At 72.2% G+C, this 23,815-nt stretch carries 12 protein-coding genes; 5 read left to right on the top strand and 7 right to left on the bottom strand.

Translation table 11 applies throughout. The annotated features are described in order from the left end of the window. From QH290_RS26455 to QH290_RS26430, 6 genes are all read right to left on the bottom strand, one after another. Positions 1 to 10,414 (bottom strand): non-ribosomal peptide synthetase (locus QH290_RS26455; protein WP_280385840.1); only part of this gene is annotated, 10,414 nt, incomplete at its 3' end. A gap of 390 nt (positions 10,415 to 10,804) precedes the next feature. Further along, positions 10,805 to 12,484 (bottom strand): apolipoprotein N-acyltransferase, encoded by a 1,680-nt coding sequence (gene lnt / locus QH290_RS26450; protein WP_280385838.1) that lies wholly within the window; start codon positions 12,482 to 12,484, stop codon positions 10,805 to 10,807. A 211-nt stretch (positions 12,485 to 12,695) separates the two neighbouring features. After that, positions 12,696 to 14,291 carry an amidohydrolase gene (locus tag QH290_RS26445; protein ID WP_280385836.1) on the bottom strand — a complete coding sequence of 532 codons (1,596 nt, stop codon included), beginning with the start codon at positions 14,289 to 14,291 and terminating at the stop codon, positions 12,696 to 12,698. 51 nt (positions 14,292 to 14,342) lie between these two features. Further along, positions 14,343 to 14,825 carry an FxsA family protein gene (locus tag QH290_RS26440; protein WP_280270056.1) on the bottom strand — a complete coding sequence of 161 codons (483 nt, stop codon included), beginning with the start codon at positions 14,823 to 14,825 and terminating at the stop codon, positions 14,343 to 14,345. A 91-nt stretch (positions 14,826 to 14,916) separates the two neighbouring features. Beyond that, a complete protein-coding gene (locus tag QH290_RS26435) occupies positions 14,917 to 15,576 on the bottom strand; it encodes a response regulator transcription factor (protein ID WP_280270055.1) in 660 nt (219 codons plus the stop codon). Between the two features lie 33 nt (positions 15,577 to 15,609). Next, complete coding sequence (locus tag QH290_RS26430) at positions 15,610 to 16,800, bottom strand: sensor histidine kinase (RefSeq protein ID WP_280270054.1); 1,191 nt, start codon at positions 16,798 to 16,800, stop codon at positions 15,610 to 15,612. 69 nt (positions 16,801 to 16,869) lie between these two features. Here QH290_RS26430 and QH290_RS26425 point away from each other — a divergent pair, with 69 nt between their 5' ends. Further along, positions 16,870 to 17,637: a TSUP family transporter gene (locus QH290_RS26425; protein WP_280270053.1), complete on the top strand. Its 768-nt coding sequence runs from the start codon at positions 16,870 to 16,872 to the stop codon at positions 17,635 to 17,637. Between the two features lie 24 nt (positions 17,638 to 17,661). Here QH290_RS26425 and QH290_RS26420 read toward each other — a convergent pair whose 3' ends face one another. Further along, positions 17,662 to 18,339 carry a TetR/AcrR family transcriptional regulator gene (locus tag QH290_RS26420; protein WP_280270052.1) on the bottom strand — a complete coding sequence of 226 codons (678 nt, stop codon included), beginning with the start codon at positions 18,337 to 18,339 and terminating at the stop codon, positions 17,662 to 17,664. Between the two features lie 207 nt (positions 18,340 to 18,546). On the opposite strand from QH290_RS26420, the gene QH290_RS26415 reads away from it, so the two are divergent. The 4 genes from QH290_RS26415 to QH290_RS26400 form a co-directional block, all read left to right on the top strand. Then, on the top strand, positions 18,547 to 20,073 hold the full coding sequence (locus QH290_RS26415) for a TldD/PmbA family protein (protein ID WP_280385834.1): 1,527 nt from the start codon (positions 18,547 to 18,549) through the stop codon (positions 20,071 to 20,073). A gap of 23 nt (positions 20,074 to 20,096) precedes the next feature. Next, complete coding sequence (locus tag QH290_RS26410; RefSeq protein ID WP_280385842.1) at positions 20,097 to 21,494, top strand: metallopeptidase TldD-related protein; 1,398 nt, start codon at positions 20,097 to 20,099, stop codon at positions 21,492 to 21,494. A 410-nt stretch (positions 21,495 to 21,904) separates the two neighbouring features. After that, positions 21,905 to 22,321, top strand: coding sequence for a hypothetical protein (locus tag QH290_RS26405; protein ID WP_280270050.1), 417 nt, complete (start codon positions 21,905 to 21,907; stop codon positions 22,319 to 22,321). Beyond that, positions 22,318 to 23,815: hypothetical protein (locus QH290_RS26400; RefSeq protein ID WP_425303656.1), on the top strand; the 1,498-nt coding region annotated here is incomplete at its 3' end. The genes QH290_RS26405 and QH290_RS26400, both read left to right, overlap by 4 nt.

Genomic DNA, 23,815 nt, shown 5'->3' with positions numbered 1-23,815 from the left:
CCCCGGGGCGCTGTGGGGGGGGGGTCTGGGGGTCTACCGCGCTGCCCCGGGTCCGGCCGCTATTGCGCGCCCCGGGCGGGCGGGGATGGTCGGCGGGCACCGCCAGCAGCTCCGGCAGGCCGTCCAGCGCGCGCCGCCAGTAGTCGAGCTGACGACTCGCCGTCGAATCGGGATCGTCCTCGCTGCCTAATGTCTCGCGTTGCCACAGCGTGTAATCCGCGTACTGGACCGGCAGTTCGGACCAGCGCGGGGCCTCGCCCGCCGCGTGCGCCCGGTACGCCTCGGCGACGTCGGCCGCCAGCGGCTCCAGCGACCAGCCGTCCATCGCGATGTGGTGCACGACCAGGACCAGCACGTGGTCCTCCGCGCTCAGGCGCAGCAGCGCGGCCCGCACGGGCACCGTCTTGGTCAGGTCGAATCCCGTGGCGGCGATGCGCCGCACCTCGGCGTCGATCTCGGCCGCGGTGACCTCGGTGACGGTCAGCGCGGCGGCGGCCGCGGCGGGGTCGAGGACCCGCTGGTACGGCTCGCCCTCCAGTTCGGGGAATACCGTGCGCAGCGTCTCGTGGCGTTCCTGGATCGCATGCAGCGCCGCCCGCAGGGCCTCGACGTCGAGGGCGCCGTGCAGCCGCAGCGCCACCGGGACGTTGTAGGCGCCCGCGGTCCGGTCGCCCGCCGTACCGTCGCCGGATTCGTTGAACCGGTTGAGGAACCACAGCCGCCGCTGCGCCGCCGACAGCGGCACCCGCCGCGGACGCGCCCGGCGCACCAGCTCCGGGGTGCTGTCGGGACCGCCGCCGCTGTCCAGCCGGGCCGCCAGCGCGGCCACCGTGGGCGCCGCGAAGACGGCGCGCACCTCCAGCCGGGTACCGGTCGCGGCGGCCAGCCGGGCCACCAGTTGCGTTGCCAGCAGCGAGTTTCCGCCGACCTCGAAGAAGCTGTCGTCGGCGCCGACGGCCTCGGCCCCGACCAGCTCCGCCATCACCTGCGCCACCAGCCGCTCGGTATCGGGCTGCGGCTCGCGCGCCGCGGTGCTGAGCAGCTGCGGCTGCGGCAGCGCGGCGCGGTCCAGCTTGCCGACCGGCGTCAGCGGGATGCTGTCGAGCACCGTGAGACTGCCCGGAACCATATGCGCCGGAAGGCGTTCGGCGACGTGGCCGCGCACCTGCTCGAGGTCCACCTCGCCCGCCGGTTGCACGTAGGACACGATGCGGTCGGTGCCCGCGATCTCGCGAACCTCGGTGTGGGCGAACCGGATCGCCGGATGTGCGGTGAGCACCTCGCTGATCTCCCCCAGCTCGATGCGGAAACCGCGCATCTTCACCTGATGGTCGGTGCGGCCCAGGTACACGATCTCGCCGCGGTCGTTCCAGCGCACCACGTCCCCGGTGCGGTACATGCGCGCACCCTCGGGACCGTACGGGTCGGCGACGAAACGCGCCGCGGTGAGCCCGAATCGGTCGAAGTAGCCGCGGGCGAGCCCCTGGCCGCCCAGGTACAGCTCGCCCGGCACCCCCACCGGAACCGGGCGCAGCCGCTCGTCGAGCACCAGCGCGCGGGCGCCGCGCACCAGCGTGCCGATCGTGATCGGCTCGCCCACGGTGAGCGGCGCGGTCATCGTGATGACCACGGTGGTCTCGGTCGGGCCGTACCCGTTGAACAGCATGCGGTCGGGCGCCCAGCGCGCCACCAGCTCCGCGCCCAGCGCCTCGCCGCCCACCACCAGCGACCGCAGGTGCGGCAGCGGCCAGCGTTCGTGGTCGATGGTGGCCAGGGCCGCGGGGGTCATGAAGGTGTGGGTGACCCGCTCCCGGTCCATCAGTTCCGCGAGCTCGTCGCCGCCGTAGACATCGGGCGGGCAGATGATCATGGTCGCGCCCACGCCGACCGCCAGCAGCAGGTCGAAGATCGCGGCGTCGAAGCTCGGGGTGGCGAAATGCAGTGTGCGCGAATCGCGTTCGACGCACATGCGGTCGCGGATCTCGTCGGCGAAATTGGACAGACCGGCGTGCGTGACCGCCACGCCCTTGGGCTTGCCGGTCGATCCGGAGGTGTAGACCAGATAGGCCAGTTCGGAGGTCCACACCGAGCGCACCCGGTCGGCGTCGGTGACGGTGCCCGCGTCCAGGCTCTCGACCTCGTCGATCAGGTCGGGATCGTCGAGCAGCAGCCATCGGGTGTCGTAGCCGCCGACGGCGGCCTGCCGCAGCCGGTCCCGGTGTGCCGAGAGCGTGACGCCGCTCCAGCAGCCGGAGTCGGTGAGCATGTGCCGCACGCGGTCGGTCGGGTAGTTCGGGTCCACCGGCACGAAGGCGGCGCCCGACTTGGCGATCGCCAGCATGGTCACGACCGACTCGATCGACCGGGTCAGGCCCATCGCCACCCGGTCACCGGCCCCGAGGCCGCGCCGGACCAGCGCCCGCGCCAGGCGATTGGAGTACCGGTCCACCTCGCCGTAGGTCAGCTCGATCTCGCCGAAGCGCAGGGCGATGCGGTCCGGATGCAGGTGCGCGGTGGCGGTGAAGTAGTTCGCCAGGCTGCACTGCGGGGTCGGCACCGCGCCGTAGGCCGGGGTGAGCAGCGTCCGCTCCCCCTCGGTGCGGGCGTCGATATCGCGCACCCGCACGCGCGGTTCGGCCGCGACGGCGGCGCACACCATGAGCAGCCGATCGGCCAGCGTGCGGACCGTCTCCGCGTCGAAAAGCTCGGCGGCGTAGACGAATTCGAATCCGCGCCCGCTACCGCCGCGCTCCGGCAGCACCCGCAGTTCCAGGTCGAACTTGGCCAGCGCGATATCCAGTTCGTCGGCGCGCAGCCGCAGCCCCGGCAGTTCCAGCGGCGGGACCGAGTTCTCCTCGACGGTCAGCGCCACCTGCAGCAGCGGGCGGGCCGGGGCGCGGGAGCCGGGCTGCGCCTCGTCGCCGCGGGACAGTTCCTGCACGATCCGGTCGAAGGGCAGCTCCGCGTGCGCCATGGCGGCCAGCTCGCCGTCGCGGTCGACCTGCAGCTGTTCGGTGAAGCTGCGATCCGGGTCCACGTCGGAGCGCAGTGCCAGGGTGTTGACGAACATGCCGACCAGCTCGTCGAGCTGCGGGTCGGTACGTCCGGCGACCGGCGTGCCGATGACCACGTCCCGGCCGCCGGTGACGATGCGCAGCAGCACGGCCAGGGTCGACCGCAGCACCATGAACAGGCTCACGCCCTGGGTGCGGGCGAGCGCCTCCAGGCCGCGCTGCAACTCGTCGGGCATGTCGAACGGGACCACCCCGGCGCGCTGGGTCGGCTGCGCCGGGCGGGGCCGGTCGTAGGGCAGCGGCAGCTCGTCGGGCAGGTCCGCCAGCGTCTCCCGCCAGAAGCGCAGCTGCGTGGCCGCGGGGCTGTCGGGATCGGACTCCGCGCCCAGGCAATCGCGTTGCCACAGGCTGAAATCCGCGTACTGCACCGGCAGCGGCGACCAGGCCGGCGCGACCCCGCCGCGGCGCGCCGCGTAGGCCACGCCGAGGTCGCGGGTCAGCGGTGCCAGCGACCAGCCGTCGGCGGCGATGTGGTGCAGCACGATGCCCAGCAGGTGGCAGCGCGGCCCGGTGCGCAGCAGCGTCATGCGCAGCGGGATCTCGCGGGTGAGGTCGAAGCCGCGCTGCGCCAGTTCGCGCAGCTGCGGCCCGGCGCCCGTCTCGTCGGTGGTGATCGGCTCCAGCATCGGCACGCAGCGGTCGGCGTCGAGCACCTGCTGGTAGGCGCCCGCGGTGACCGATCCCGCGCCCTCCGATACCCCGGCCTCGGGGAACACCGTGCGCAGCACCTCGTGCCGCACCATCAGATCGCCCAGGGCCGCCCGCAGCGCGCCGACGTCCAGGTCGCCGTCGACACGGATCACGAAGGCGATGTTGTAGGCGCTGGATTCGGGCGCGTAGCGGTTGAGGAACCACACGCGCTGCTGCGGCAGCGACAGCGGCACGCGCTCGGGGCGGGGGGTGTGCACGGCCAGCGCGACCTGCCGCGTCCGGGGAGCGTCGGCCACCCGGGCGGCCACGGCGGCCACCGTCGGCGCCTCGAAGATCACCCGCACCGGGATGTCGACACCGAATTCGGCATGCAGCGCGGCGGTGAGCCGGGTGGCGAGCAGCGAGTTGCCGCCCGCGTCGAAGAAGCTGTCCTCGGCGCCGGGCACCCGGTGGCCGAGCACGGCCCCGAACACCTGCGCGACCCGCTGCTCCAGCTCCGACTCCGGCGCCCGCGACGGTCCGGCGGTGACGAACTCCGGCTCCGGCAGCGCCTTGCGGTCGAGCTTGCCCGACGGCCCGATCGGCACCTCGTCGAGCACGGTGATCGCGGCGGGCACCATATAGGCGGGCAGCCGCTGCCGCGCGGTCTCCAGCACCGCCGCCGGATCGATCTCGCCGTCGGCGGTGAGATACGAAGCGAGCCGGGTGTTTCCGTACTCGCCGGAGTGCACGACGGTGAGGGCGAACCGGACACCGGGATGCTCTCGCAGCACGTGGTCGATCTCCCGCAGCTCGATCCGGAATCCGCGGATCTTCACCTGGTCGTCGGCGCGGCCGAGGAACCGCAGCTGCCCGGTGGCGTCGGACACCACCAGGTCGCCGGTGCGGTACATGCGCTCGCCGCGGCGGCCGTGCGGATTGGCCGGGAACCGCTGCGCGGTCAGGCCGCGGCGGCCGAGGTAGCCGCGGGCGAGGCCGGGACCGGACAGGTACAGCTCACCCGGGACGCCCGGCGGCACCGGGTGCAGGCGGCCGTCGAGCACGAACAACCGCATCCCGCGCACCGGCAGGCCGATGGGCACGGGCCGACCGGCGGCCATCGGGCCGGTCGCGGTGGCCGCGACCGTGGCCTCCGACGGGCCGTACATGTTGTGCATGCGGCGCCCGGTCGTCCACGTCTGCAGCAGCTCCTCCGGGCAGGCGTCGCCGCCGACGATCACGGCCTCGAGGTCGTCGAGGCCCTCCGGCGGCACCGTGGCCAGCGCGGCGGGGGTGATGAACGCGTGCGTCACCCGCTCCGCGCGCAGCAGCCGCGCCAACTCGGCGCCGCCGTACAGGCCCGCCGGGGCGACCACGATGGTGGCGCCGGCGGCGAAGCCCAGCAGCAGCTCCAGCACCGAGGCGTCGAACGACGGCGACGAGAAGTGCAGCGTGCGTGCGGAATCGGTGACGCCGAACAGATGCATCTGCTCGTTGGCGAGCGAGGCGAGCCCGGCGTGGGTGACCACCACGGCCTTCGGCGTGCCGGTCGAACCGGAGGTGTAGATGAGGTAGGCCGGATGGGCGGTGCGCAGCGGGTGGTGCCGGTCGGTGTCGGTCACCGGGGAGTCCGGGAACTGTTCGACCGCGGTGCGCAGCGCGGGCGAGCCCATCAGCAGCCAGTCGACGTACTGCTTGCGGTGGCGGCCGCGGCGCACCGGCCAATCCGGCATGGCGGCATGGCATTGCGCGTCGGTCAGGCCGAGCATCGCGCCGGAGTCCGAGAGCATGTGCGCGATGCGGTCGGCCGGATAGTCCGGGTCGATGGGCACGTAGGCCGCACCGGTCTTGGCGACCGCCCACACGGCGGTGATCGAGTCCAGGCCGCGTGGCAGCGCGATCGCCACGACCACCTCCGGCCCCGCGCCGTGCTCGATCAGCACGCGCGCCAACCGGTTCGACGTCTCGTCCAGTTCCCGATAAGTGGTGTCGCGGCCCTGGTAGCGCACGGCGACCGCGTCGGGCAGCCGCTCGGCCGTCTGGCTCAGCAGGCGCGCCAGCGTGATCGCCGGTTCGCCGGGCGCGCCCTGGATCGGCACCAGGTTGCCGGTCTCGCGCGCGTCGAGGATGCTCAGATCGCCGACCGGCACGCTGGGGGCGGCCACCGCCGCGGTCAGCAGGCGGACGAACCGCTTGGCCATCGCCTCCACCGTCGCGGCATCGAAAAGGTCGGTGGCATAGCCGAATTCGGCGGTCAGCGGGCCCTCGTCACCGGCCGCGCCGGACCCCGGCCCGTGCCCGCCGGTCTCGTGCACGGTCAGCTGCAGGTCGAATTTGGCGACGCCGACATCCATCGGCAGCACCCGCGCGCTGACCTCCGGCAGGTCGATGCGCAGCTCCGGGACGTTCTCGTAGGACAGCATCACCTGGAACAGCGGATGCCTGCCCGCGTCGCGGGCCGGGTTGACCATCTCCACCAGCCGCTCGAACGGCACGTCGGAGTTGGCGAAGGCGTCCAGGTCGGTCTCGCGGACCCGGTCGAGCATGCGGTCGAAACCCGCGGCGGGGTCGACCCGGGTGCGCAGCACCAGGGTGTTGACGAACATGCCGACCAGCTCGTCGAGCGCCGGATCGGAACGGCCCGCGATCGGCGTGCCGATCGCGATATCGCCGGTGTTGCACAGCCGCGACAGCAGGGTGGCCAGCGCCGCGTGCAGCACCATGAAGGTGCTCACGCCCCGGTCGGCGGCGAGCGCGGCGATGGCGCGCCGCGTGGTGGCGGGGATGGTGAACTCCACCGTCCCGCCGTCGGCGGTGCGCCGCTGCGGCCGCGGGCGGTCGGTCGGCAGGTCCAGCTGATCGGGCAGGTCGGCGAGCGCGGAGCGCCAGTAGGCCAGCTGCCGCGACAGCGCGCTGGTGGGATCGTTCTCGTCGCCGAGCAGTTCGCGCTGCCACAGCACGTAGTCGGCGTACTGCACCGGCAGCGGCTGCCAGTGCGGCGCGGCACCGGCGGCGCGGGCGGCGATCGCGGTCATCAGGTCCCGGGCGAGCGGGGCGACCGACCAGCCGTCGCCGCAGATGTGGTGCAGCACAACGAGAAACAGGTGCGCGTCCGGACCGGTGGTGTAGAGCGCGACCCGGATCGGGGCCTGGCTGCGCAGATCGAATCCGTAGCGGGCGTATTCGGTGGCCAGCTCGAGCGCGTCGGCACCCGCGGCATCGATGGGGTCGAGGGTCAGCGGGATCTCCGCGGCCGGGTGCACCACCTGCACCGGGCCCTCGGCGGCGTCCGGGAAGGTGGTGCGCAGGCTCTCGTGTCGTTCCAGGACGTCGAGGAGTCCGGCGCGCAGCGCGGCGAGATCCAGCGGTCCGGTGAGCTCGACCGCCAGCGGCATGTTGTAGGACGAGGCGTGTTCGGCGAACCGGTTCAGGATCCACAGCCGCTGCTGCGCCAGCGACAGCGGGATCCGCTCCGGGCGTTGCGCGGCAACCAGTTTCGGCGAGGCCGCATCGGGGTTGTGGGTGTCGAAGCGGGCGGCCAGGGACGCGATCGTCGACGACTCGAACAGGTCCCGGATGGTGAGCCCGGCACCGAAGGCGGCGTTGACGCGGGCCACCACGCGCGCCGCGGACAGCGAGTTGCCGCCGAGGTCGAAGAAGCTGTCCTCGACGCCGATATCGCTGCCGCCGAGCACCTCGGCGAAGATGCCCGCCAGTCGCCGCTCCACCTCGGTGCGCGGCCCGGTGGCCGAGCGCGATGCCCGGCGCAGGCCCGAATCCGGTGCGGGCAGGGCCTTGCGGTCGACCTTGCCGTTGGGGCTCAGTGGTAGCTCGGCGAGCACGGTCAGGTGCGCGGGCACCATGTAGCCGGGCAGGATGCGGCGCACACCGGCCAACACCTCCGCGGGCTCGACGGTGGCTCCGGGGGCGGCGACCACATAGGCGACCAGTTCATCGCCGCCGGGCGCGGTGTGCGCGACGCACACCGCGCGGGCGACCCGGTCGTCGGCCAGCAGCGCCGCCTCGACCTCGCCCAGCTCGATGCGCAGGCCGCGGATCTTGACCTGGAAATCGGTGCGGCCCAGGTACTCCAGCACACCGGCCGGGTCCTCGCCGCGCCAGCGGACCAGGTCGCCGGTGCGATACATGCGGCCCGCGCCGTCCGACGCGAAGGGATCGGCGACGAAGCGCTCGGCGCTCAGCGCGGGACGGCCGAGGTAGCCGCGCGCCAGCTGCACGCCCGCCAGATACAGTTCGCCCACCACGCCGGGCGGAACGGGGCGCAACCGCTCGTCGAGCACGTAGGTCCGGGTATTCCACACCGGCGCGCCGATCGGCACGCTGTCGCGGTCCGGGGTGCAGTGCCAGGAGGTGACGTCCACGGCGGCCTCGGTGGGGCCGTACAGATTGTGCAGCTCCGGCGCCGCGCCCGAGCGGCCCAGCGCCGCATGGAAATCGCGGACCGTGGCGGCGGGCAGCGCCTCGCCGCTGCAGAATACGCGGCGCAGGCCGGTGCAGCCGCGGACATCGCTGTCGGTGACGAACACGGACAACATCGAGGGCACGAAATGGGCCGTGGTGACGCCGCGCTCGGCGATCAGGGCGGCCAGGTACGCCGGATCCTTGTGCCCTTCGGGGGCCGCGATCACGAGCCGGGCGCCGATCTGCAACGGCCAGAAGAACTCCCACACCGAGACGTCGAAGGTCGCGGGCGTCTTCTGCAGCACGACATCGGTGTCGTCGAGCGGGTACTCATGCTGCATCCAGCGCAGCCGGTTGACGATCGCGGCATGCGAAACGCCCACGCCCTTGGGCTTTCCGGTGGAGCCGGAGGTGAAGATCACGTAGGCGAGATGCTCGGGCCGCAGCGACGCGCGGCGGTCCCCGTCGGTGATCGCGGCACCGTCGTGACCGGAGACGTCCAGCGTGTCGATGTCGAGCCGCTCGGTCTCCTCCGGCATCGCGAGATCGGTGCCGGTGACGGTCAGCACGCACAGCGGGCGCGCCTGATCCAGGATCCGGCCGGTCCGCTCGGCGGGATGATCCGGATCGATCGGCAGGTACGCGGCGCCCGCCTGCACGATCGCGTACATGCCGACCAGCAGATCGATACTGCGCCGGATCGCCAGGCCCACCACGGTGTCCGGCCCGGCGCCGCGCGCGATCAGCGCCCGCGCCAGCCGGTTGGCCCGCTCGTGCAGCTCGCCGTAACTCAGTGCCTCGTCCTCGAATTCGAGCGCCACGGCCCGCGGGCAGGCGGCGGCCCGGTCGGCGAAGAGTCCGGCGAGCGTCCCCTCCTGCCGCGCCACCGTCGTCGAATTCCATTCGCGCAGCACCAGATCGCGCTCGGCGCCGGTGATCACCGGCACCGCCGCGGCGGGCATGTCCGGGTCGGCGGCCAGCAGCTGCGCCAGGAAATGCAGGAAACGGCCGTGGTGCCGGGCCAATTCGGCCTCGGAGTACAGCTGCGGATTGGCCTCGAAGTCGACGTGGATGCGGTTGCCCGCGCCGTTGTAGAGATTGATCGACAGATCCTCGACCGGCCCGGTGGACAGCACATGCAGCGAGCCGGCGAGGCTACCGAAGCTCAGCTCGCTGTGGAACAGCATGATGTTGACCATCGGCCCGAAGAACCCGCGGGCGTCGCGCGAGTAGCCGCAGTCGCGCCGGATGTCGTCGTGGCGGTAGCGCTGATGCCGCAGCGCGCCGGTGATCTGCAGTTCGGCGGCCTTCACCACATCGCGCACGGTGGTGGTGTCGTCGAAGCGGATCCGGATCGGCACCACGTTGGACACCACGCCGGCCGAACGGCGCAGCGCGACAGTGGTGCGCGCCGACATCGGCAGGCTCAGCACCACATCGGAATTGCCGGTCGCCGCGCGGACGTAGCAGGCCAGCGCCGCCACGAACAGCGTCGAGTTCTGGGTGTCGAAGGTTCCGGTGGCACCGGCGAGATCGGCCTCGACCGCGGGCTCGAGGACGGCGGCGGCGATGCGGCGGCCGGGATCGGGCAGCGCGGCCGCGAGGCCGGTGGTGGACAGGCTCATCGGCGCGCCGACCCCGGACAGCTGCTCCATCCAGTATTCCCGGTCGGCCCGGAAGCGGCTGGACTCGCGGTAGCTCGTCTCCCCCGCGTAGAGCTCCGACAGCGGGGTGGCGCGCGAGGCCACCGGCTCGGTGCGGTTCTCCAGTGCCGTATAGATCTCCGCGGTGCGGGTGAGCGCGTTCATCGCGCCGTAGCCGTCGATGACGATGTGGTGACCGCGGCAGTACCAGATGTAGTCGGCATCGCCGGTGCGCAGCACGACGTTGGTCGTCAGCGGATCGCGCTCCAGGTCGAGCGGCCTGCTGGCGTGCTCGTTCATCCAGCGCAGCGCCGCCGCGCGCGGATCCGGCTCGTGCCGCAGGTCGACCCGGGCCCAGCCCGGCCGCCGCGCGGGATCCACCACCTGGTGCGGAATGCCGTCGATCTCGACCAGCCGCACATGCCCGACCTGGGCCTCCGCCCCGAACCGCTCGATCGCGTAGAGCAACCGGCCCACGTCGAGGTCGCCGTGGATCTCCACGTACTGCGCGATCGTCAGCGGGACGTCCGGCCGGATCCGCTGTGCGTACCAGATGGCGGTCTGCGCGGGCGACAGGGCGAAGGGTTGTGCTGAAAATTCGCCGGAAGAGCATTGGTCGACACGATCCGTGGCCAATGAACTCATCAATCACTCCGTTCTGCCGCTGTTGACGCATCTCCCCGAGCCCACGAGAACGACACTGCGGCGGACGCGCGCACGCGTCCGCCGTAGGACGTGATCCACGCCCTATGATTCGGAGCATCGGGTCGGGCGGATCGGTAGCGATCTCGAGATGTTTAACTTCGAACGACGTTGGCGGAGAGTACTTTTAGTCGGCAATCTCTTCGCAAACATCGTGATTTTGCAGGATTGTGCACAGAAAACGCAGGTCGAACACGGTTCGGAGCAGAACCGGTACAGCGATAGCGCAATGTTCTGGCGAACCATGCGCGGCGGCGCGGGCCGATGCCTGGGGCTCGCACCGGTCCTGCCGTGTTCCGGGTGTTCGCTTGTCGGGGGAGACTGCGCGCGCGGCTAGTGACGCATCCGGCCGCCGACGGCGTCCTCATCGTCCGGATGTCCCGGCGGCGAAGTTCGCCGTCGAATAGCCACAGCCACAACAACAGCCGCGGCAAGGATACACAACACTCGTTCGGGCCACGGTCCCATCCGCGTCGCGGGTGTCGTCGCGTCGCGCAGCGGCAGCGTCGCCTCCAGCGCCGCCGGGACGAATTTCGGGGTCTGCTGCGCCACGGCGCCGTCGGCGGTGATGATCGCGCTGACTCCGCTGGTGGCGGCCACGACCAGCGCCCGCCCGTGCTCGACGGCGCGGATGCGCGACATGGCCAGCTGCTGGTAGGTCATCTCGCTGTCGCCGAAGGTGGCGTTGTTGGTCGGCACGGTGAGCAGTTGCGCGCCCGCGCGCAGCGAGTCCTCGAAGGCGCGGTCGAAGGCGACCTCGTAGCAGGTGGCGACGCCGAGGGCGACCGGCGGCCCGCCCCCGGCGGGCTGCGCGTGGACCACGCCGTCACCGGTGCCCGGCACGAAATACCCTGCGCGGTCGGCGTACTCCGAGAAATGCCGGAACAAGCCGCGCAGCGGCAGGTACTCCCCGAACGGCTGGATGATCTTCTTGTCGTGCCGCTCCCCCGGTCCGGCGTCGCCGTTCCACACGATCACCGAATTGGTGGTGGTGTCGTCGGAGTTCACCAGCACCGCCCCGACCAGGATGGGCGCGTGGATCGCGGTGGACGCGGCGGCGATCTCGGCGGCGGCGTCGGCATTGCGCAGCGGATCGATATCCGATGAATTCTCCGGCCAGATCACCACATCCGGCTGCGCGGCCTGTCCGGCGGCGACGGCGCGGGCCAGCTCCTCGGTGCGGCGGACGTGGTTGTCCAGGACCGCGCGGCGCTGGGCGTTGAAGTCCAGTCCGAGCCGCGGCACGCTGCCCTGGATCGCGGCAACCGTGATCGGCCGGTCGCCGTCGTCCGGGGCGGGCAGCGCGGTCCGGAGGATCACTCCGGTACACGGGATGATAGCCACAAACGTTGCGACAACGATAATTCCGGGCAGCCACCTGGGCTTTCGCCGGTCGCCGAGACGAAGCAGCAAGGCCGCCAGCGCCGTTGCGGTGAGGGCGACTGCGAAGCTCACCCCGGGCGCGCCCGCGAGGACGGCGATCGGCAGATACCATCCGTCGCCCTGCCCGAATGCCACACGCCCCCACGGAAATCCGCCGAAGGGGAAATTCGAGCGCCCCCATTCGGTGAGGGTCCACATCGCGGCCACCCACAGCGGCCACCCGGGCAGCGCCCCCACCAGCCGTGCCAGCATCCCGAACAGGCCGACGTAGACCGCGCACGCCGCCGACAGCGCCAGCCACGGCACCGGGCCCACGTAGATCCCCGTCCACGGCAGCAGGGGGACGAAGAAGGCCAGCCCCGCCACCAGCCCGTACCCGAAACCGCCACGCAGCCTGCCGTTTCCGCGCACCACCAGCGTCAGCAGAGCGATCCCCGGCGGCGCGAGATACCAGCAGGTCCGCGGCGGGAAGCTGGCATAGATCAGCAGCCCGGCCGCGATCGCGCCGAAGATCCGGCACCACACGGGATATCGCCGCACCACGTCCTGCGCTCGGCGAAGCGGACCGGAGCGGCGGGGACGCACGTCCGCCCGAGTCCCGGCCGCCGCCGAACCGGTTTCGTCCGTCATCGCCGAGGTGCTCCCGGCAGTCCCCCTCCGTCATCCCGGCGTGCTTCCGGCCGGAACCCACAGCGGGATCCCGGCCGCAAGCATGCCCGGATGGCGACGACATGCCGGAATGGCAGCCCCCGTCCGGCTCGCGCCGCCCAGCTCAACACCGGGTCGATGCTACGGACACCCGGCGTATCCGGTGACGCGGGGGCGGCCGCGTGGCAGCAGTTCACGCCGCGTAGATGACACTGCCCCGGTGCACGGTGCGCAGGCAGCGGGGCAGTTCGGTGCCCGGGTCGAGTGGAGGCAGGCCGGGGACGCGCGAGCGGGGGTCGGTGGACCAGCGCTGCACCTTGTCCGACGCGGCGGCGACCACGAGGTCAGTGGCGTCCCAGATCGCGTAGGACGCGGGGGCACCGGGGACGAGGGTTCCGGCGACACCGTCGCGGACCCCGCCCGCGCGCCAGGCCCCGCGGGTGGCCGCGGCGAAGGCGGCGCGCGGAGAGATCTGATGGCCGGGCGTGCGGTGGTGGGCCGCGGCGCGCACGGCCTCCCACGGGTTCAGGGCGGTGACGGGCGCGTCGGAGCCGATCGCCAGGGAGATCCCGGCGGCGGCCATGGCGGCGAACGGATTGAGGGCGGCGGCGCGGTCGGCACCCAGGCGGGCGGCGTACATGCCGTCCGGGCCGCCCCAGGCCGCGTCGAATCCCGGCTGCACACTGGCGATCACACCGCAGGCGGCGAGTGCGGAGATCTGCTCGGCATCGAGCAGTTCGGCATGCTCCACCCGGTGCCCGCGCGCCGCGACCGCGGGGGTGCCGAGTTCGTCGGCGACCCGCGAGAAGCCTTGCGCCACAGCGTCGAGCGCGCCGTCGCCGATCGCGTGGAATCCGGCCTGGACCCCGGCCTCGGTGCAGGCGCGCACGTGGGCGGCCACCGCGTCGGCGTCCAGGTAGCCGACGCCGGTGGTGTTCCGGTCGGCGTAGGGCGCGCGCAGCAGCGCGGTGTGGGAACCGATCGAGCCGTCCGCGAACAGGTCTCCGGCCAGGCCGTGCACGCCGAGTTCCGCGATCAGCGCGCGGGCCTGCGCGGCCGAGGTGACGGCCTCACCCCAGTACGCACGCACCTGCACGCCGTGCGCGAACTCCAGCAGTTCGGTCACATCCGCCCGGCCCGAGATCTGCGGACCGGCGCATTCGTGTACGGCGACAATGCCGTTCGCGGCGGCGTGGTCGAGGGCCGCGCGGCGGGCGGCGTCGCGCTGGGTGCGGTCCAGGCCGTGCAGCGCCGCGGCGCGCACCAGGTGGTGGGCGTCGGCGCGCAGCGGCTCACCGGCGGTGTACCCGGCCGCCGCGGTGACTGCGGGGACGGCGTCCAGCAGCGCGGAGGACGCGACCGCCGAATGCGCGTCCACCCGAACCAGATACACCGCGCGGCCCGGTCCGGCGGCGGCATCGATCTCCTCGACCGTCGGCGGCCGCCCCTCGGGCCAGCGGGTCTCGTCCCAGCCGTCGCCGAGCACCGAGCCCGGATGCGCGAGCGCGTAATCGCGGACCAGGTCCAGGCAGTGCGTCAGCGAGGTGGCCCGGGACAGATCCAATCCGGTCAGCTGCAGGCCCAGCGCGGTCACGTGCACGTGCGGGTCGACGAACGCGGGGGCGACGAAAGCCCCGTCCAGCTCGATGATTTCGGCGTCGGGATACAGCGCCCGCCCCGGCCGGTCGGCCCCCAGCCACACCACCGTGCCGTCGGTCACCGCCATCGCCGTGGCATCCGGGGAACTCGAACTGTAGAGGCGACCGCCGACCAGCAACTGGGTACTCACGACGTCCCAGTGTGCCTCACCGGTCACCGGGCCGTGCCATCGCCCGTTCGGTCAGCGGCCGTCGAGCATGGGGCGGGAGTTGCCCTGCCCGTCGTCGTAGTACTCCTGCACCACGACCCCGTCGACGACATCGCCGCTCGGCTCCACCACCACGCCGTGATAGCCCGCGGCCATCGACAGCCGGTCGATCCGGCGGGTGGCGAACGCCGACACCACCGGGCGCAGCAGCGCGCGGGTCGGCAGCAGCAGAAGCAGCCCGGCCAGCGAGGTGACCAGGCCCGGCACGAACATCAGCACCCCGCCGAGCGCGACCAGGGCGCCGTCGGCCACCGCGGTGCCGGGGGCGATCTCGCCGAGCCGGGCCCGGCGGAACTGGTCGAACACCCGGCGTCCCTGCGAGCGCACCAGGATCAGGCCCAGGCCGGAACCGGCGATGAGCAGCAGGATCGTGGGCACGGCACCGATCAGATGGCCGACCACGACCAGCGCGGCGATCTCGACGACCAGGTAGAGGGCGAACAACAGGGCAGGCATGACGATCCTTTCGAGGACGATCTACCACATCCAACGCCCGGGACGCCGGATTTTCTCCCGGCCGCGGCTGAGTTCCTGCTGAGAAACCCGCTCACGCGCCCGGCCGCACCAGCCCGGTCTCGTACGCCAGCACCACCGCCTGCACGCGGTCGCGCAGGTTCAGCTTGGTCAGCACCCGGCCCACGTGCGTCTTCACCGTCGCCTCCGACAGGAACAGGGCGGCGGCGATCTCGGCGTTGGACCGCCCCGCCGCGATCTGCTCGAGCACCTCGCGCTCGCGGGCGGTGAGCACGTCGAGCACCGACGGGTCGCGCATGCGGGCCGGGTCGTCGGCGATGAGCCGGTCCAGCAGCCGCTTGGTCACCTTCGGCGACACCACCGCATCCCCGCCGGCGACGCTGCGGATGGCCGAGATGAGATCCTCCGGCGGGGTGTCCTTGAGCAGGAAGCCGCTCGCCCCGGCCCGCAGCGCGCCCAGGGCGTGCTCGTCGACGTCGAAGGTGGTCATCACCAGAACCCTGCTGCCACATCCGGATTCGAGGATCTGACCGGTGGCGGTGACGCCGTCGACGACCGGCATGCGCACATCCATCAGGACCACGTCGGGCGACAGCTCCCGGGCCCGCGTCACCGCGGCGGCGCCGTTGTCGGCCTCGCCCACCACCTCCACGTCGGGGTGGGCACCGAGCACCATCTTGAGCCCGGCTCGCATGAGTTCCTGGTCGTCGACGACGAGAACGGTGATCGGCACGCCCCCAATCTATCGGCAGCGCACCGCGCGCCGTCATTCCGTGGCGTCGCGGTCGAGCGGAATGGTGGCGCGGACCCGCCAGCCGCCCTCCGCCCGGCGCCCCGCCTCCAGCGTTCCGCCCAGGACCGCCACCCGCTCGCGCATGCCGACCAGGCCCAGTCCGCTGCCGACGATGCCGGTGCGCGCGGTGTGGTCGGCCGCGCTCGGGGTACCGGCCTGGTGACCGAGATCGTCGACCTCGACCAGGACGTCGTCGTCGCGGCGCCGCACCCGCACCCACGCCTTCGGGTCGGGCCCGGCGTGGCGGAAGGTGTTGGTCAGCGACTCCTGCACGATGCGGTGCACGCCGAGACTCACCTCCGGCGTGACCTCGTCGAGTTCGCCGGTCAGCTCCAGCTCCACCGCCAGGCCCGCGTTGCGCATCATCTCCACCACCTTCGCCAGGCCCGCGGTGCCGTGCTGCGGCAGTTGTTCGGGGGCGTGCTCGGTGCGCAGCAGGGCGACGGTGCGGCGCAGTTCGCGCAGCGCCTCCCGGCCGGTCCCGGCGATGGTGTTCAGCGCCTGTTCGGCGATTTCCGGGTCGCGGCGCAGCGCGTACTTGGCGCCGTCGGCCTGCACGATGATCACGCTCACCGCGTGCGCGACCACGTCGTGGAGTTCGCGGGCGATGCGGGTGCGTTCGATCGCGACCGCCTCGTGCGCGCTGCGCTCCCGGTCGTAGTCGGCGACGGCCAGGCGGGCGGCGACCTCGGCGTCGTAGGCGTGGCGGGCGCCGAGGAATTCGGCCACCAGCCAGCACAGCGCGTAGTACATGATCGTGAACGACGCCGTCGACAGGAACGGCTCGTCCAGCAGCGCGATCGACAGGCCGCCGTCGGCCACCAGCCCGACCAGGTAGATCAGGCCGTCCCGGCGTCCCACGTATTTGACCAGCGTGTAGAGCATGAAGCCCAGGGCCAGCCCGGCCGGATGCGCGGCGATCTCGTCGGTGGCGTAGCCGATGGCGGTGTTGACGATGGTCAGGGCCAGCAGCGCGGCCGCGGCGGCGCGCGGGTAGCGGCGCCGGAACACCAGCGGCAGCGGGATCAGCACCGACATCACCAGGTACTCGGCGACGTGCCGCTGGTCGCCGATCGCGGCGACATCGGCCACCAGGAGCGCGAACGCCAGCATCGAATCGGCCACCAGGGGCTTGCCGCGCAGCCACAGACTGAATCGACGCATCCGCCCAGCCTATGTCCCGCGGGAAGCCAACGATTTGCCCGATCATCCGACGTCTGATTGGGTCGGCCGGTGGATCTCGCAGACTGGGCGGCCCTGCTCACCGCGGCGACCGCGGCGGGCTGGGTGGATGCCGTGGTCGGGGGCGGTGGGCTGATCATCCTGCCGACGCTGTTGCTGGTGGCGCCGACGATCGCGCCGCAGACGGCGCTGGGCACCAACAAGATCGCCGCCTTCTCCGGCACCAGCGCCGCCGTGCTCACCTTCGCGCGCAAGGTGCCGATGCGCTGGCGGCTGCTGCTGCCGGGGGCGCTGATCGCCGCGGTGACCGCGGCGGCGGGCTCGGCGGCGGTGGCGCTGATCGACCGCGAGTACTTCATCCCGATCGTGATGGCGGTGCTGATCGGGGTCGCGATCTTCGTGACCGCGCGGCCCTCGATCGGGGTCACCATGGCGACCGATCCGCCCACCCGGCGCAAGACGATCCTGGTGGTCGCGCTGGCCGCCGGGCTGATCGGCGCCTACGACGGCCTGCTCGGCCCGGGCACCGGGACGTTCCTCATCATCACCTTCGCCACGCTGCTGGGCACCGAGTTCGTGCGCGCCGCCGCGATGGCGAAGGTGATCAACTGCGGCTCCAATCTGGGCGCGCTGATCTTTCTCGGCGCCACCGGGCACGTCCTCTGGACGCTCGGACTGGCCATGGCCGCCGCCAACATCGTCGGCTCGGTCATCGGCTCGCGCATGGCGCTGGCGCGCGGCGCCGGATTCGTGCGCGCGGTGCTGCTGGTGGTCGTGATCGGCATGGTGATCCGTCTGGGCTGGCAGCAGTTCGGCTGAGCGCGGCGAGTTTTCGCCGGACGGTCAGCAGCGGACCTCGGCCATCATGTGCCGGATCGGGCGGGGCTCGTGCGGCGCGGGCTCGGCCAGCCAGGGGGCCAGCACCTTCGAGGTGGTCTCGCGGATCTTGCGATGCAGGCGCTCGCCGTCCTCGAGGGCGTGGCGGCCCGAGAACAGCACGGTCAGCGCGCCCGACACCGCGCCGACGACCGCGCCCACCAGTGCGGCGGCACCGACCTCGTCGAGTTCGTCCGGGAACGCCCCGCGCAGCTGCCGGGCGATCTCCTGCTGGGCTGCCAGCTGCGCGTGCGCGGCCCGCCCGCTCACCGCGGGCACCGTGCGCGACACCTGGGCGCGCAGCACCGAGATGCGGGCGGCGAGATCGTCGCCGAGATGGTCGCCCGGATTGTCCCCCGCCGCGCGTAACGCCCGTAACAGCACCTCGACGGGGCGCTCGTCCGGGCGCCGGGTGGCGATCGCGTGCACGGCGGAGCGCACCCGTTCGTCGGGCTCGGGGAACAGCAGCTCCTCCTTGCTCTCGAAATAGTTGAAGAACGTCCGCGTGCCCACCTCGGCGGCGGCGGCGATATCGGCGACGGTGGTCGCCTCGTAGCCACGGCTTTCGAACAGTTCGACGGCGGCCTCGAGGAGGGCACGGCGGGTGCGTTCCCGCTTGCGGTCACGGAGTGCGGATGGCGGCACGCGGGCAGACAGTACGGCATTGATCACGAAACACCCGGCAGGCCGCGTGTCGGCGCGTTTGTTTCCCGCTGTGCCATCCCGCATTTCGTGCGCGTTTGCATCGCATGCAACCTTGCACGGCGTGTCGCATTGGGCGGCAAGGCATTCCGGGATCCGGAACCGGCCGCTGTTGAACAGGGGGTCGGCAACCAATTAGCGTAGGCACCCGTGACGATCCCAACCCGGGTGGTGGACGAGGAATTCCGCGCCCTGCCGCTGGCCGCGCTGGCCGACGCCGCGCTGGCCGCGGCCCGAGCCGCCGGCGCCTCGCACGCGGATCTGCGCGTGCACCGCCTGGTCACCCAGTCGATCCGGCTGCGCGACGGCCGGGTCGAATCCATCGGCAACACCACCGATCTCGGCTTCGCGGTGCGCGTGATCGTCGACGGCACCTGGGGCTTCGCCTCCCACGCCGAGCTGTCCCCCGCGACGGCCGCCGCGGTGGCGCGGCGCGCGGTGCAGGTGGCGACCGCCCTGCGTGCGCTCAACCGGGAACGCGTCGAACTCGCCGCGGAACCGGCCTACCGCGACGCGCAGTGGGTCTCGGCCTACGACATCGATCCCTTCGCCGTGCCGACACCGGAGAAGGTGGCACTGCTGCAGGACTATTCGCAGCGGCTGGCGGCCGCCGACGGCGTCGACCACGTCACCGCGTCGGTGCTGCAGGTCAAGGAGCAGACCTACTACGCCGACACCGCGGGCTCGTCGATCACCCAGCAGCGGGTGCGCCTGCACCCGCAGTTCGAGGCGATCACCGTGGACGCGGCCGCCGGGGTCTTCGAGACCATGCGCACCGTCGCCGCCCCGGCCGGGCGCGGCTGGGAGTACGTCACCGGCGCCGACGGCCGCTGGGACTGGGACGACGAGCTGGCCCGGATCCCGTCGTGGCTGGCCGAGAAGGTGAAGGCCCCCAGCGTCACCGCGGGCCCGGCCGACCTGGTGATCGATCCGACCAACCTGTGGCTGACCATCCACGAGTCCATCGGGCACGCGACCGAGTACGACCGCGCCATCGGTTACGAATCCGCCTACGCCGGAACCTCCTTCGCCACCCCCGACCAGCTCGGCACGCTGCGCTACGGCACCCCGGTCATGCACGTCACCGGCGACCGCACCGAGGAGCACGGGCTGGCGACGGTCGGCTACGACGACGAGGGCGTCGCGGGACAGCGCTGGGACCTGATCCGCGACGGCATCCTGGTGGGCTACCAGCTCGATCGGGTCTTCGCCCCGCGCCTGGGCCTGGACCGCTCCAACGGCTGCTCCTACGCCGACTCCCCGCACCACGTGCCGATCCAGCGGATGGCGAACGTGTCGCTGCAGCCGGACCCGGTGCGCGACACCACGACCGAGGACCTCATCGCCCGCGTCGACGACGGCATCTACATCGTCGGCGACAAATCCTGGTCAATTGATATGCAGCGCTACAACTTCCAGTTCACCGGGCAGCGGTTCTTCCGGATCCGCAACGGCCGCCTGGACGGCCAGCTGCGCGACGTCGCCTACCAGGCCACCACCACCGACTTCTGGGGTGCGATGGAGGCGGTCGGCGGACCGTCGACCTGGGTGCTGGGCGGCGCGTTCAACTGCGGCAAGGCCCAGCCCGGCCAGGTCGCGTCGGTCAGTCACGGCTGCCCGTCGGTTCTGGTCCGCGGGGTCGACATACTCAACACACGTGCGGAGGCGGGCCGGTGAGCACCGAGAATCCCGGCGGCCACGTGCTGCCCTCACCCGAGGTCGTCGAGCGCGCGCTGCGGATCTCGCGCGCGGACGAGGCGATCGTGCTGGTCACCGACGCCTACGACACCTCGCTGCGGTGGGCCGGAAACTCCATGACCACCAACGGGTCGTCGATCTCGCGGGACTGGGCGGTCATCTCGATCTTCCGCGACGGCCCGCATGCCGCACGCGTCGGCAGCGTCGGCTCCACCAGCGTGGACCCCGCCGATATCGAGGCCGTGGTGCGCGCCAGCGAGGAGGCCGCCCGCACCGCCGAACCCGCCAGAGACGCCGTGCCGCTGCTGGATCCGGATCTCGTCGAACCCGGCGGCCCGGACCGCGGGCTGCCCTGGGACGGGGCGCCCGCCGCCACCGACATCGGCGTGTTCGCCGGGCTGGCCCGCGATCTGGCCACCGGATTCGACGGCGCCGACCGGCTGTACGGCTTCGCCCACCACCAGCTGCATTCCACCTGGCTCGGCACCTCCACCGGGGTGCGCCGCCGCTGGGTGCAGCCCACCGGATCGGTGGAGATCAACGGCAAGCGCGGCGACGGCGCGGAGCTGGCCAGCGCGTGGGTCGGCACCGGCACCAGCGATTTCACCGATGTCGATGTGCCCGCGCTGCTCTCGGAGCTGTCGCGGCGCCTGGACTGGTCGCGGCGCCGGGTGGACCTGCCCGCCGGACGCTACGAGACGCTGCTGCCGCCGTCCGCGGTCGCCGACCTGATGATCTACATGATGTGGACGATGGAGGGCCGCGGCGCGCACGAGGGCCACACCGCGTTCTCCCGCGCGGGCGGCACCCGGATCGGTGAGCGGCTCACCGATATTCCGCTCACGCTGTACTCCGACCCGAGCGCGGCCGGGCTCGAATACCGCCCGTTCGTCGCCACCCCGGCATCCTCGGAGGCGCTGTCGGTCTTCGACAACGGCCTCACCGCGCGCCGCGCCGACTGGGTGCGCGACGGCGTCGTCGAATCCCTGGTCTATCCGCGCGCGACCGCCGCCGAATTCGACGCGCCCGTCACGGTTCCCGGCGAGAACCTGCTCATGACCGGCGGCTCGGACGCGGCGCTCGCCGATATGATCGCGCGCACCGAACGCGGGCTGCTGCTCACCTGCCTGTGGTACATCCGCGAGGTCGATCCGGCCACGCTGCTGCTCACCGGCCTCACCCGCGACGGCGTCTACCTGGTGGAGGACGGCGAGGTCACCGCGGCGGTCAACAACTTCCGCTTCAACGAGAGCCCGCTGGACCTGCTGCGCCGGGTCACCGAGGCGGGCGCCACCGAGATCGCCCTGCCGCGCGAGTGGAAGGACTGGTTCACCCGGACCGCCATGCCGCCGTTGCGGATTCCCGATTTCCACATGTCGTCGGTCAGCCGGGCCACGTAGCACCGTCGTCCGTCCCCCGTACGCGCCGTGCGTGTGGCAGAATCGCCCCACCGCACACTCGGGCCCGGGAGGAGCTCGTGATCCAGCACAACCGGACAGCCGACTCCCTTGGGTTCGGGCCCGGCGTCGGCGCAATGCGGCGCGCGGCGCGAACCTCGCTGGTATATCTGCGTATTCAGCCCCGAAAGAGCGGGCGGGAACGACGCAGCAGCATTGGCACTCCGGGCGGGAACGACGCAGCAGCATTGGTACCCCGGGCGGGAACGACGCAGCAGCATTTGTACCCCGGGCGGGAACGATCGCAGCAGCGTTGGTACCCGGCTGTGAGGATGTGCGGCGGCGCGGGAACCTCGGCGGGGCCGGATGCGTCCAATCGATGACAGATACGCACGCGTTGCAACGGGGGCAGCATGGTAGATGACAGTGGTCGGCAGCTCTTCGGCCCGCTGATCGAACAGGCCAGGACAGGCGGGGTGTCACTCCAGGTGGACCCGCAGGCATTCCTCGCGCTCGATCAGGCGATGGACAAGCGCAAGACCGACATTCGCGCCATGCAGCAGCTGATGCAGCAGGTCGGCCAGCACGAGTCGTGGGGCATCGGGGAACAGGCCGCGGTGCTCACCTCGGCCCAGGCGATCGTGCGGCGATTCCGCGAGGCGGGCTCCGGCGGTAGCGGCAGCGCCTACGAGGCGCTCGAGGGCCACTGGCAGGTCGCCGATCAGATCCAGGGCCTGTTCCGCACGATCCGCGAACGGCTCGAGCAGACCGACGCCGAATTCGCCGCCCGGTTCCGCGCGCTCGCCCCGGGCATCGGAGGCGCGCAGTGACCACCTCCTCCCCCGGGATCACCGATCCGGAAAATGTCGATTCCCTGACCCACCAGCAGATCTACGACGCGTTCCAGACCGTCGACGACCGCACCGCGCAGGTCGTCACCTCCTGGCAGCAGACGCGGGACCGGTGGCGCGATTCCACCACCGAGATGGTGCAGGCCGTCCGCACCGCCGTCGACGGCCGCTGGACGGGTGCGTCCGCCGACGCCGCGGTGCAGGCGCTCGTCGGCTACGGCACGCAGGCCGGGCAGCTGGCGGACCTGTTCGACCAGGCCGGGCAGGCGGTCGCGAATACGGCGCTGGCCGCCGTGACGACCAAAGCCTATGTGCCGAAACCGGTTCCGGTGACCGCCGACCAGACCAAGGACCCCACCGGCTACGACGGCCAGTCGCGGGCGGCCCAGCAGGCCCAGGACGACGCGCGGCAGGTCATGCAGCAGCGCTACCTCATCCCGCTGCTCGACCAGGACGCGCGCATTCCGGCCTTCCCGCCCGCGGTGTCCCCCGCCTCCGATCCCGGCGCGGCCGGGGATATCGAAACCCTGCTGGCGAGTGCGGGATTCCCGGGTGCCGACATTCCGGCGACCCTGACCGCCGCCCTGTCCGACTCGCCGCTCGGCGCCGGTGCGCCGACGACACCGTCCGCCGCCACCGGCACTTCCCTGTTCGGGGGGCTCCCCCACACCGGCCGGGAGACCGATCCGTCCTCCTCGGTGTACGGCACGTCGACCTCCACGACCAGCCCGTCCACTACCAATTCGCTGTTCGGCGGTCCGCGCACCAGCAGGCCGAGCAGTCGCACACCGGCGAATTCGACCGTCCCCGGCGCCGATACCGCCGGGCAGGAGACGTCGCGCCCGCAGTCCGGGCGGCCGAGTTCCGGCGAGCCCGCCCCGGATCGCCCGGATTCGTCGACATCATCCACCACGGGTGGGACCGATCCCGTGCACACCGTGCCGGATTCGCCGCTCCCGGAGATCTCGACGGTCGCTCCCGAGCACCACCACACGCCCGCCACCACCTCCCCCGACTCCGACGCCACCACCTCCTCCGGCGCACACTCCGCCACCACGAGCAGCGGCGGCTCGCCCGGCACCGGCGGCACACCCCAACCCTCGAATCCCCCCGCATCCCCGACGAATTCACCGACCCCGGGCTCCCCTCCCCCCACACCGGCACCGAGCGCCCCGGCAACCCCGGCCCCCGCCCCGATCCCGAACACGCCTGCCCCACCACCAATCCCAGGCACGCCCCTCGCAGGCCCACACACACCGATCCCACCCGCCCCACCCGTCATCCCCCCACCAGGTACCGCCGGACTCCCACCCGGACCAGGCGCACCACCCCCGGCCGCCCCCGAGCCCCCCCCCACGCCCGCCACCACCTCCCCCGACTCCGACGCCACCACCTCCTCCGGCGCACACTCCGCCACCACGAGCAGCGGCGGCTCGCCCGGCACCGGCGGCACACCCCAACCCTCGAATCCCC

The organism is Nocardia wallacei, from assembly GCF_029869545.1.
Lineage (GTDB): Bacteria > Actinomycetota > Actinomycetes > Mycobacteriales > Mycobacteriaceae > Nocardia > Nocardia wallacei_A.
This window is presented reverse-complemented; position numbering and strand designations above follow the sequence as displayed.